Raw genomic sequence first — 11,817 nt, 5'->3', positions numbered from 1 at the left:
TTTGTCTGTAAACTTGTTGTTAATTAATCCCTTGCGGGAAGTTAATTACAGAACAACAACGTTCGCAGCTTGAGGACCTTTTTGGCCTTGTTCGACTTCGTAAGAAACCTTTTGACCTTCAGCAAGGGTTTTAAAGCCATCAGATACGATTGCGCGGAAGTGAACGAATGCGTCAGCGCCACCGTTATCAGGGGAAATAAAACCAAAACCTTTGTCTTCGTTAAACCATTTTACTACACCAGTAGTTTTAGACATGAATGTCTCCAAAATTTTCAAAAAAATAATTCGCAACAATGCGTGAAATTAGCCAGAAATAGAATTATTTACATTGATGATAAGTTATGAGTGGAAAGCTTCATGACAGCAAACAAATACCGGGTGCAGCGAAGGTTTTCAAATACATAATATTGCTTATAAATAGGTCTGACTCACAGGCCAGGACGCAGAATAGCATACTCCCACTTTTTGTATAGCTTTATTTTTAACTAGGGCATATCTATTAGGGGTTTTTAGTTCGAATATTTGATGGGGATAATTTTTTATTGTTTTTATTCATATGGATAGTGTTTGATTGTGTCACTGAAGCCAGATTGAAATAATTATTCCTGTAAGTTTACTCGCACTATAAAAAGTGGTGCTAAACATTTAGAAGGTGGCTTATTTATTTGTCACTTTTCGTTACGTTATTAAATTGTTGCTTATTTGTGATGGTGGTATTGTTTTTCGTATTGGGAAGTTTTCCCATCGAACTTTGACAATAATGACCTGTGGAGCATCAATATTGAAAACAGTATTAAAACGCATTGGGCTTGGCATTTTAGCCATATTGCTATTGTTGATGGCAGTTGCCGCCCATGAATGGTTTGCCAAAAAGCCATTTTTCTTTCGCGCATTTTTAGATAGAAGCGTCGTAAAAATGGCCTTTGAAAGTCCTGAGACGTTAACATCCTTAGGATTTTTAGAATCTGTTGGGATTACGGGGCATAACGCCCTGCTCGACGATGATAGCCCTGAAGCCATGGACAAAACCTTTACTCAAGTCCGTGCGTTAAGAGACACATTACTGAGTTACCAAGACGCTGATCTCGATGATAATCAGCGTATTTCGAAGGATATTGCATTGTATCTGGCGGATTTTGCCCTCGCGGCCGAACCCTATCGCTATCATAACTATCCGGTGAATCAGTTGTTTGGTGTGCAAAATGGTTACCCAAGCTTTATGCAGGCGCAGCATCAAATCCATTCGGTTGATGATGCTGAAAATTACCTCTCGCGCTTAATTGCGGTGAAGACTAAGTTTGGACAAACCTTAGAAGGGCTCAAACTTCGAGAAGCTAAGGGCATTATTCCGCCTAAGTTTGTGATTGAGCGGGTGCTTACTGAAATGAATGACTTTATCAGTGCGCCAGTTGAAGACAATATTCTCTACAGCTCCTTTAAAACCAAATTAGCAGAAACTCAGATTAGCAGTGATGAACAGGCGCGTTTGCTTGCCACGGCAAAAACCAATATCGAAGCTTACGTGCAGCCAGCGTATCGACTCTTCATTGATTATTTTACTGAGTTACAGACTAAAGCAGGCACGGATGATGGTTATTGGGCTTTGCCTAATGGGAATGTCGCCTATGAACAGCTGTTGAAGTTCTTTACTACGACAAATTACACCGCCGATGAGATCCATGCTAAAGGATTGGCCGAGGTGAGCCGTATCCAAGGTGAAATCATGACCATCTTGTCTGCACAAGGGTACGATACAAGCCAAGGATTTTCGGTGGCGATTGAGGCCTTGGCCGCCGATCCTAAATTTTACTATGAAGACACCGATGCTGGCAGAGCGCAGATCCTAGTGGATTATCAAAAAATCCTCGACGAGATCAATGCCGGACTCGACAACGCATTTCGTATCCGTCCAAAGGCGGGAATGGAAGTGGTGCGTATTCCTGAATTTAAAGAGAAAACGGCTCCTGGCGCTTATTATCAGCAACCAGCGATTGACGGCAGCCGCCCAGGACGTTTTTATGCCAACCTCTTTGATATCAAAGCAACACCTAAATACGGCATGCGTACCTTAGCCTACCATGAGGGGATCCCCGGACATCATTTTCAGGTTGCAGTTGCAATGGAACTTGAAGGGCAACCACTTATTCGTAAGATGGCACCTTTTACCGCTTATATTGAAGGCTGGGCACTTTATAGTGAGCGTTTAGCTTGGGAACTCGGTTTCCAACAAGATCCCTTTGATAATATTGGTCGCTTGCAGGCGGAATTGTTTAGAGCTGTGCGCCTCGTTGTTGATACGGGTATTCACCATAGCCGCTGGACGCGGGAGCAAGCCATTGACTATATGAAAAAAAATACCGGAATGTCAGACCGCGATGTGACCGCTGAAATTGAGCGTTATATTGTGATGCCTGGCCAAGCGACAGCCTATAAGGTGGGGATGATAAAGATCCTCGAACTGCGGGAAAAGGCGAAACAAGCTCTTGGGGACAAATTTGATTTGCGCGATTTTCACGATGTGCTGCTTAAAAATGGCGCTGTTCCCTTAGATATTTTAGAAAAATTGGTTGACCGTTATATTGCTGATAAGCGTCGTCAAGCCTAAGTTGAGGTGACTTTAGTTGGCACATCCCCGCAGGAATGGTCTGCGGGGATATATCCCGCTCACGTAAGTGATTCGTCTTCTGGCTTTCCCCATCCGGTTTCAATACAATTCCCCCTTACACGTTGATAAATGCCTTTGACAATTATGGTTTATTGTCCGTAAAGGTATTTTTGAGTTTCAAGGTTTTGCTGATGAATCGCTTCCCCCTCCAAGAGCCCATTCAATTGACTCAAACGGCAATTGAGTCCTTATTCACGCCGCCGACCTTGATGCGTGCCCGTGATTATGTGATGCAGGGGAAGGTGTTAAGCGCAAAAGCCAATGCCGATTTTCGCCATATTGAAGGTTCGGTAGCGGGTAGTGAAACCTCGCCCTATCGTCAAGATATACGTTTAGTCAGCGTCAATCATAAGCTCATCATGAACGGTTTTTGCTCTTGTCCCGCCACGGGACATTGCAAGCATATGGCTGCGGTACTGTATAGCTTGCTCACCGATAAAACGGTTGAGGATCAACGCATCGCCCAATGGTTACATCTACTCGATGATGCCGATGATCCTCGTTTGAATGATGTTGAGTCCCTCTACGATGATCGGGTGCTGTATATCCTCTCAAAGGACGATAATGGGGTGTTTATCGAGCTTAGGCGCGGCAAGGTTGGGAAGAAGGGCGGTTATAACAAGGGTTCCAAAATTGCACTCTCGGATGTGCAATATTATATGCCTGCATGGATTGGTGCCGAGGATGTGCTGATCATCAATCTGATAATGTCTACGAGGCGCCATGGTGCATCGCGGCTCTATCTTAAGGCGCAGTTAGGTGCGGTTGCGCTCGAGAAAATGCTCGCGACCGAACGTTGTTTTTGGGAGGAAAGTCGCCTCGCATTGACCGCGGGCGATGCCATTACGCCACAGTTTATTTGGCAGGATATTGATAGTGAACACAAGCAAATGCGCCTTGTTTTGCCCAAGCGAGATAATTGGGAGCTTGTGCCAACCGAGCCTGCGTATTATATCGAACTCGATTACTTTCAAATTGGTCTTATCGACACCGATATCAGTATTGAAAAATTGCACCTACTAAGCCAAATGCCACCCGTGCCTCGCACGCAGGTTGAGGTGGTGAGTCATAAACTGATTAAACATTTTTCAGCGCGCACAGTGCCGCTACCAAGTGCCATCAATTTTGTCGAACTACGGGATAAACTTCGGGTTCGGTTGAGCCTAAATATGCTTTCGGCGGCATCGACTCATGCCAATGCTACTCTACCTAATACGACCCAACTCAAGACAACAACGCCACATATTCAAGCTGTTGATATCAATCAGCCCTATGTGACCTTGGCATTTATCTACGGTGATGTCGTTTTGAGTGGTAATGCAGCTAAAGAAGCCTTAACCCTTGTGACCCAAGGCGGAACGACCTATCAAATTAACCGTGCTTTGGACGAAGAGCAAACGGCGGTTGAGGCTCTGCAAACGCTTGGATTTACTCGTTTTGTATTTGATCTTAGCAGTTTAGCCTGCCACTGGCGCTTAGGTGTGTTGCCCGAGGCGATTAAGGAGTGGTTGCACTTTATCGAGGAAGACGTGCCAAGATTACAAGCCCAAGGTATTGAGGTGTTATTGGCGCCCGAGTTTAGCCTTAAGGTAGTCGACACGCCGTTAACCGTTGAGCTGGATGACAGTAAAGAGGGCTGGTTTTCCCTGTCTTTGCATGCGGATATCAATGGGCAGCGGTTACCCATGTTGCCGCTGGTGGCCACTTGGCTTAAACAACATGGTGAGCCCGCCGATGATGCAGAGCTATTGCTACCAAGCCCAAATGGTGAGTGGCTTAAAATTAAAGCCAGTGTTATCAAACCCTTGATGAGCATTATTTTAGAGCTGTTTGAACAGCATCGCGGCAACAGTATCGCCTTACCTAAATATCGGGCACATTTACTCAATGAGTTAGCCCAGAGTGATATCAACTTGCTCAATGGTGAGCGGGTGCGACAACTTGCTGCCAAATTAGAACAATTTACCGGTGTTGTTGCGGTTACTGCGCCAACCCAATTACAGGCAGAGCTGCGTCCCTATCAGCAACAGGGCTTAAATTGGTTATGTTTTTTAAAGGAATATCAGCTAGGTGGCATTTTAGCCGACGATATGGGATTGGGTAAAACCATTCAAACTTTGGCATTCCTGTTGAAGCAAAAACAGCTTAAATCCGCGGCAGCCCCTCATCTACCCAGTTTAATTATTTGCCCCACCAGTTTGGTCGGAAACTGGGCAAAGGAGGCGGCAAAATTTGCGCCTTCGTTAACACTGGCGGTGATCCATGGCGCACAGCGCGGGCCGCTTTTGGCACGGTTAAGTGAGTTTGATGTGGTTGTTACTACCTATCCGTTAATGGTGAGGGATAACGATTTTTACCAAGCACAACCTTTTGAGCACATAGTGCTTGATGAAGCACAGCAGATTAAAAATGCTCAAGCTAAAGTCAGTCAGATGATTAAAGCGCTGCAGGCGCCTTTTAAACTCTGCCTTACGGGGACGCCCCTTGAAAATCATTTAGGTGAACTCAAATCCTTAATGGATTTTTGTTTGCCAGGACTCCTTGGGACAACGGCTTATTTTAATAAGGCATTTCGTTATCGGATTGAGCGTTACGGCGATAGCGAGCAGGCAAAAGTGTTGAGTCAACGCATTGCGCCCTTTGTGCTCAGACGAACTAAGACGGAGGTAGTGACTGAGCTTCCGCCTAAAACCGAAATTTATCAAAGCCTTGAGCTTGAGAAAGATCAACGCAATCTGTACGAGAGTATTCGCTTAAGTATGGAGAAAAAAATTCGAGAATTGTTTGCAAGCCAAGGCGTGGCGGGCAGCCATATCGAGTTTTTAGATGCCTTGCTCAAATTGCGCCAAGCCTGCTGCGATCCGCGATTAGTAAAACTCGAACAGGCACAAAAAGTTAAAAATAACGCCAAGCTTAACTGGCTTAGCCAAAACTTGCCGGAAATGGTGCAGGAAGGACGCAAAATTTTAATCTTCAGCCAATTTACTAGCATGCTGATTTTGATTGAAGAATTGCTGCAATCCTTAGAGATCAACTACAGCAAACTGACTGGGCAAACTCGGCTGCGTCAGGGGCAGATTGATCAATTCCAAGAAGGCGATACGCCAGTGTTTTTAATTAGTTTAAAGGCGGGCGGAACCGGGCTTAATTTGACTGCTGCTGATACGGTTATTCATTACGATCCTTGGTGGAATCCTGCGGCCGAAAGGCAAGCTACTGACAGAGCACACCGTATTGGCCAAGAAAATCCGGTGTTTGTCTATAAGCTTATTGCCGAGGGAACGGTCGAAGAAAAAATCCAAGAGATGCAGCAGCATAAACAGGGTTTAGCCGATAGTATTCTTGAAGGTAAGGGCAGTGGCGCATGGCAAGGTAGCGCCGATGAACTGCTCTCTTTATTCCACTAAGGCATTGTTGCATATCACTGCCTGTGGTTGTTGACTTGGCGACTCTTGTACAAGCAGAGCGGTAACAGATTGATGTTTAAAAATTCTTTTTAAAATGCGAGTTAAAAGACAGAGGTGACCCATGCAGTACCCAGTCGATACCCATACCCATACCGTGGCATCCTCCCATGCCTATAGTACTATCCACGATTATTTGGCGGTGGCGAAGCAAAAGGGGATCCGTCTGTTTGCCACTACCGACCATGGCCCGGCGATGGCTGATGCACCGCATTTTTGGCATTTTGTGAATTTACGTGTGCTCCCGCGTATGGTCGATGGCGTGGGGATTTTACGCGGCATCGAAGCGAACATTAAAAACCGCGAAGGTGAAATCGATTACTTTGGCGATTATCTGTCGCAGCTCGATATTGTGTTGGCAGGGTTCCATGAACCAGTATTTCCGCCCTCGGATAAGGCCACCCATACCGAGGCGATGATCAACGCCATTAAAAGCGGCAAGGTCGATATTATTACCCACCCGGGTAATCCTGCTTATCCCATTGATATTGAAGCTGTAGCCGCAGCTGCCGCCGAATATGGGGTGGCGCTTGAAATCAATAATTCCTCCTTTGAAGTCTCTCGCAAGGGCAGCGAAGCTAACTGCACCGCGATTGCCAAAGCGGCAAAAGAATTGGGGGCCACCTTAGTGATGGGCTCGGATTCCCATGTAGCTTTTAGTCTCGGCGGGTTTGACCGTGCCTTAAGTATTATTGAAGCGGTTGATTATCCAAAGGATAAGCTGCTCAACCGCTCGCCGATGGCACTGCTTAACTTCTTAACTCAGCGGGGGCATCAAAGCGTTGCCGATTTAATGCCGCTATTTAGCGACGATATCGCTTAAGGCGCCGACGTTAAGAATGCGAAAGGATAACAAGGCGATGTATGCGCCTAATGGCGAGCCAGAATCGACAACAACAGTATTGTTAACTGGCGCAGATAGCCAACTCGCTAAGGCTTTATTACGAGTGCTTGCCAAGGCGGCATATAGATTCGATGGCCGTGTCTTTCGTGTGCACGCGCTTAGCCATGCCCAGTTAGACATCGGTGATAAACAAAGTGTTGCCGCTGCCTTTACCCGCTTTAAACCTGAGTGGGTGATCAACTGCGCCGCCTACAATGCGGTCGATAGGGCGGAAATGGCGGCCGATGAGGCTTATCGTGTCAATAGCCTTGGGCCAGAGTTATTGGCAAGCGAATGTGCGCTCACGGGCGCGTGTTTGGTGCATCTCTCCAGCGATTATGTCTTTAGTGGCGAGCCTGAGAAGGCTTCTGAACTGACATTAAATCAGAGCGGGATAACCCATAGTGGCTTAATTGAAAGTGGCTTAATTGAAGGCGGGTTAACCGAAAACGCCACGCCTGCGCCCTTATCTATCTATGGCCAGAGTAAACTAGCGGGAGAGCAAGCGGTGCTGCGCATCTTGGTTGAGCGCGCGATTGTTATTCGCACCGCATGGCTCTACGGTGTCGATGGGCATAATTTTGTGAAAACCATGCTGAGGTTGATGGCCACTGCGTCAGATGGTCAGCCACTCACAGTGATAAACGACCAAATAGGTTCGCCAACATGGGTAGATGCGCTCGCACATTTTATTTGGCAGTTGATCGCGAGTCCGTTAAGCGTCGGTTGCGGAACTGGATTATTCCACTATGCCGGGCAGGGGCAATGCAGTTGGTATGAATTTTCCCTCGAAATCCAGCGCCAAGCCTTGGCACTGAAGTTATTAGATAAAGCCGTGCCGATTAGCGCCATAGATAGCCTAAGTTATGCGGCAAAAGCGCTTGAGAAAGGCAATAAACTGGCATCAAGACCCAGTTACAGCGCGTTAAATAGCGATAAAGTACGCCAGTGCTTAACTGGGCAAAATATGGCATTAACCCATTGCCCCGAGCTGTGGCGTGACTGGCGGTGGCAGCTTAAGGCCATGCTTGAAGATTATGCCGCAAAAGGCCTTTAGCCATTATCTCTATCATAAGTGGTTGTGAATGACGTTCAGATCTTTTGAATACAAGATAAGTTGTATGCCCGAAGCACTTCATCCAAGCTACTGATTTATTTCTCCAACCTGTTTTATTTTCTAGGCTGTGAATACGAATGCAGCCTAGGCAATGACTCTTTTCAGCGTATCCTGCTTGGCTTAGACTCGACTTATTTAGCATTTATGCTCGTTGCGTAAGCCTTGCGCCTGAGTGAATTCGTCAGTGCCTTAGTCGATTTTGCTCGATGTATGATGAATTTGTTCTTAATTATCAATTGCTGCCGATGGCATAATGCCGAAAAGCAAATCGAATACAGGTGGCTAAGTGACAGATAATACAGCGATGGCAGCGCATTTTTCGAAGGCAGATTTACAACGGGTGGTAAAGATTGCCCATGCGGCAGGCGACGCCATCATGGCGATTTATGCTCAAGAGGATTTTGCCGTTACGCAAAAGCATGATGAGAGCCCGGTAACGGCGGCCGATTTGGCGGCTCACAAAGTTATCTTAGCCCAGCTTACCGAGCAATTTGCGGGTATTCCCGTCATGTCGGAAGAAGCGGCGGATATAGCCTGGGATGAACGTCGGCACTGGCAGACCTATTGGCTGATTGACCCTTTGGATGGCACTAAGGAATTTATTAAGCGAAATGGTGAGTTTACCGTCAATATTGCGCTTATCCATCAAGGTGTGGCTATTGCTGGTGTGGTTTATGCGCCCGTACTCAAAACTGTCTATTTTGGCGCCAAACACTTAGGCGCTTGGCGACAAGACGGGCAGCAAGAGCAAGTGCTACAGGGGGGTAATACGCCAAGACAAGTACCGATAGTGGTGGGCAGTCGTTCGCACTTAAGTCCTGATGTGGCGGACTATTTAAAGGATTTCGGTCAACATGAAATGTTAAGCGTGGGCAGCTCGCTGAAGTTTTGTATGTTGGCAGAGGGCAAGGCCGATCTCTACCCAAGATTGGGGCCTACCAGCGAATGGGACACCGCGGCAGCGCAGGCTGTACTTGAAAGCGCAGGCGGAAAAGTCGTGTGTTATGACTCAGGTTTACCCTTAACCTACAATCAAAAACCTGACATATTAAACCCTTATTTTATTGCCACAGCGCCTGGCTGGGCAAAATAACGAGCAATCACAAGCGAGTCTGCGCGGACTCCTTGGCAGAACAATAGCGGAGAAGCTTATTCATGATACGCATGGGCATCGATTTAGGCGGCACAAAAATAGAACTCGTCGCCTTAAATGACGAAGGAAATGAGGTTTTTCGTAAGCGTATCAATACCCCTCGGGATTATCAGGGCACGCTTAACGCGATCGTCGATTTAGTTAATGAGGCTGAAGCGACCTTAGGTGAAAAAGGCTCTGTTGGCGTGGGGATCCCGGGAGTCATTTCTCCCTATTCAGGATTAGTCAAAAATGCCAACTCGACTTGGATCAACGGTCATCCCTTGGATGTGCATTTAGGGGAGCTGCTCGGCCGTGAAGTGCGGGTTGCTAACGATGCCAACTGTTTTGCGGTATCTGAAGCCGTCGATGGTGCTGCTGCGGGTAAATCTGTGGTGTTTGGGGTGATCATTGGCACGGGCTGCGGCGCGGGTGTGGCCATTAACGGTAAAGTGCATGCGGGTGGTAATGGCATTGGTGGCGAATGGGGCCATAATCCGCTGCCGTGGATGACCAAGGAGGAGTTTAATACTACCCGTTGTTTTTGCGGTAATCCTGATTGTATCGAAACCTTTATTTCAGGCACTGGCTTTGTTCGTGATTACAATGAGGCGCTCAGTCGCGCAGCAAGCGTCCAACGTGTGCCCGCTAAATCTGGTTCAGAGATCATGAGCTTAGTCGACGATGGAGATGAGATAGCTATATTGGCATTTGACCGCTATATGGATAGACTCGCGCGCTCACTGGCTCATGTGATTAATCTACTTGATCCTGATGCGATTGTGTTAGGTGGCGGCATGTCGAATGTTGAGGCTATTTACCCAAGATTACCTGCATTATTAAGCCATTATGTTGTAGGGCGCGAATGCCGAACACCAGTTGTACAGAATCTTTATGGTTGTTCTTCGGGCGTGCGCGGCGCCGCTTGGTTATGGGAAAAATAACCCAGTAATCTTAAGTTTTCACTCGTGACAACGCATCGCCGAGGCGATGCGTTTTGCTTTCTTTTGATGTTATGATTGCGCTCCTTTGGATTATTGGGCGCTAGCGCATGTTTTGGATTAAGAAAGTTGTCTCTCAGGTAATTATGCCTGTTCCATTTATCCTGTTGTTATTGCTGCTATCTTTGTTTATTTGGCGCAAACCGCGGTTAGCAAAATGGGCGATTGCCAGTGCTTTTACCCTTCTATTGTTATTAAGCAGTCAATTTAGTGTCGATTATCTCGTGAAACCGCTTGAGACCCAATATCCCATTAATACCACTCCCATTGCGGATACCTGTGTGGTGATGGTGCTGGGCTCTGCTCACTCGGATATTGAAGGTGCTACGGCGGTACAGTCCTTATCGGCTGTGGCATTGGCAAGATTAACGGAAGGGCTTCGGCAGCTTAAGTTAGGTCAAGATTGTAGTTTAGTCGTTAGTGGTTGGGGCGGCGAGCTAACCCAACATCCCCACGCTGAAGTGATGGCTAAGGCAGCGGTTGAACTTGGCATCGATGCGTCACGTATTATTGAATTTCCGCTCGCGCGCGACACCCTTGAAGAAGCGCACTATTTTAAAGAGAGCTTTGGCAATCAGCCTGTGCGATTAGTCACCTCGGCCTCCCATATGCCACGGGCGATGGCCATTTTTAGTGGTAAAGGATTAACCGCAAGTGCGGCGCCGACGGATTTTAGGGCCAGAGACGATTTTTATTGGCGTTTTACTGCGGATAACTTACTCGCCTCGCAACGTGCGCTACATGAATACATTGGCCGTTTATGGCTTTGGGTAAAACAGGAATAAAAATATGGCCTTAGAGTCTGATATTGTCTCGGTTCGTCCACTCTCTAAACGTAATGGTTTGACTTTAACTATTGTAGGTGCCTGTGCCTTTGTGTTGGGCTTTGGCTTGTTTGTGATACTACCTGAGCTATTTGCAGTGGGCTTAGTGTTTTTCAGCTTGGGTGCGATCGCATTGATATTGGGCCTTGCAAAGGTTTTCGAGCCTGACACCACATTGACTATGGATGAGCAGGGGCTGACTTATTTTCATCGCCGCGGCAAGGTGTCGATAAACTGGGATAATATTCAGCGGGTTGACATTCCAAGGGTGACTCAGGGTGTTGATACTATTGAGCTTTCCTATATTGGTATTAAGCTAAAGCAGTTAAATCCGATACTCGATAATATTTCATTACGGCTTGCAGCGGGATTATTGACTGAGCAGCGGCCGTTACTGGTTACCGCCGCATCACAGCAAGAAGATTTAGCGACCTTAGAAACTTATCTTGGTGCTGAATTTAGCCCTTTGGTGGTTGATGGTGACAGATACCGCGGCGTATTGGCGATGTTTGGACATCGCTGCGTGATGCTCAACACTCACCTTGGCTATCATCTTTATATTCCCCATGACAGTTTAGATCGTGAGCCGCGGGAATTTATTAAACTGTTAAGGCAACGCATCGCGCAGAGTTCGACGCAAATCGATGCTACAACAAATTAACACTACTGATAAAAAAGGGGCCCCGATGGGGCCCCAATAAGTTGCAGAGAGGAAGTTTGGGTTGTGCAGG

The 11,817-nt window shown here is 46.9% G+C and carries 9 protein-coding genes; 8 read left to right on the top strand and 1 reads right to left on the bottom strand.

The window, feature by feature from the left end:
• Window positions 1–45: 45 nt before the first annotated feature.
• Complete coding sequence (gene cspE / locus KXJ80_RS16450) at window positions 46–255, bottom strand: transcription antiterminator/RNA stability regulator CspE (RefSeq protein ID WP_011071803.1); 210 nt, start codon at window positions 253–255, stop codon at window positions 46–48.
• Between the two features lie 526 nt (window positions 256–781).
• On the opposite strand from cspE, the gene KXJ80_RS16445 reads away from it, so the two are divergent.
• From KXJ80_RS16445 to KXJ80_RS16410, 8 genes are all read left to right on the top strand, one after another.
• Window positions 782–2,605, top strand: coding sequence for a DUF885 domain-containing protein (locus KXJ80_RS16445; RefSeq protein ID WP_218738289.1), 1,824 nt, complete (start codon window positions 782–784; stop codon window positions 2,603–2,605).
• 191 nt (window positions 2,606–2,796) lie between these two features.
• Window positions 2,797–6,072, top strand: coding sequence for a DEAD/DEAH box helicase (locus KXJ80_RS16440; RefSeq protein ID WP_218738290.1), 3,276 nt, complete (start codon window positions 2,797–2,799; stop codon window positions 6,070–6,072).
• A gap of 121 nt (window positions 6,073–6,193) precedes the next feature.
• Window positions 6,194–6,952: a phosphatase gene (locus KXJ80_RS16435; protein WP_218738291.1), complete on the top strand. Its 759-nt coding sequence runs from the start codon at window positions 6,194–6,196 to the stop codon at window positions 6,950–6,952.
• 37 nt (window positions 6,953–6,989) lie between these two features.
• Complete coding sequence (locus KXJ80_RS16430) at window positions 6,990–8,069, top strand: SDR family oxidoreductase (RefSeq protein ID WP_218738620.1); 1,080 nt, start codon at window positions 6,990–6,992, stop codon at window positions 8,067–8,069.
• Between the two features lie 346 nt (window positions 8,070–8,415).
• Window positions 8,416–9,222: a 3'(2'),5'-bisphosphate nucleotidase CysQ gene (gene cysQ / locus KXJ80_RS16425; protein WP_218738292.1), complete on the top strand. Its 807-nt coding sequence runs from the start codon at window positions 8,416–8,418 to the stop codon at window positions 9,220–9,222.
• 62 nt (window positions 9,223–9,284) lie between these two features.
• A complete protein-coding gene (mak, locus tag KXJ80_RS16420) occupies window positions 9,285–10,205 on the top strand; it encodes a fructokinase (RefSeq protein WP_037416796.1) in 921 nt (306 codons plus the stop codon).
• A gap of 107 nt (window positions 10,206–10,312) precedes the next feature.
• Entirely contained in the window at window positions 10,313–11,047 is a 735-nt protein-coding gene (locus KXJ80_RS16415) for a YdcF family protein (RefSeq protein ID WP_256931077.1), read from the top strand.
• Between the two features lie 4 nt (window positions 11,048–11,051).
• Entirely contained in the window at window positions 11,052–11,747 is a 696-nt protein-coding gene (locus tag KXJ80_RS16410; protein WP_037416799.1) for a DUF2982 domain-containing protein, read from the top strand.
• Window positions 11,748–11,817 lie beyond the last annotated feature (70 nt).

The organism is Shewanella xiamenensis, assembly GCF_024971755.1.
Taxonomy (GTDB): Bacteria; Pseudomonadota; Gammaproteobacteria; order Enterobacterales; family Shewanellaceae; genus Shewanella; species Shewanella xiamenensis.
The sequence above is the reverse complement of the archived record's forward strand: the minus strand, read 5'-3'. Positions and strand labels throughout refer to the sequence as shown.

Excerpts from the sequence above, each read along its gene's own strand:
- KXJ80_RS16435 (WP_218738291.1), top strand. The coding sequence starts at position 6,194 with ATGCAGTACCCAGTCGATACCCATACCCATACCGTGGCATCCTCCCAT.
- cspE (WP_011071803.1), bottom strand. The coding sequence starts at position 255 with ATGTCTAAAACTACTGGTGTAGTAAAATGGTTTAACGAAGACAAAGGT.
- KXJ80_RS16440 (WP_218738290.1), top strand. The coding sequence starts at position 2,797 with ATGAATCGCTTCCCCCTCCAAGAGCCCATTCAATTGACTCAAACGGCA.
- KXJ80_RS16410 (WP_037416799.1), top strand. The coding sequence starts at position 11,052 with ATGGCCTTAGAGTCTGATATTGTCTCGGTTCGTCCACTCTCTAAACGT.
- mak (WP_037416796.1), top strand. The coding sequence starts at position 9,285 with ATGATACGCATGGGCATCGATTTAGGCGGCACAAAAATAGAACTCGTC.
- KXJ80_RS16430 (WP_218738620.1), top strand. The coding sequence starts at position 6,990 with ATGTATGCGCCTAATGGCGAGCCAGAATCGACAACAACAGTATTGTTA.
- KXJ80_RS16415 (WP_256931077.1), top strand. The coding sequence starts at position 10,313 with ATGTTTTGGATTAAGAAAGTTGTCTCTCAGGTAATTATGCCTGTTCCA.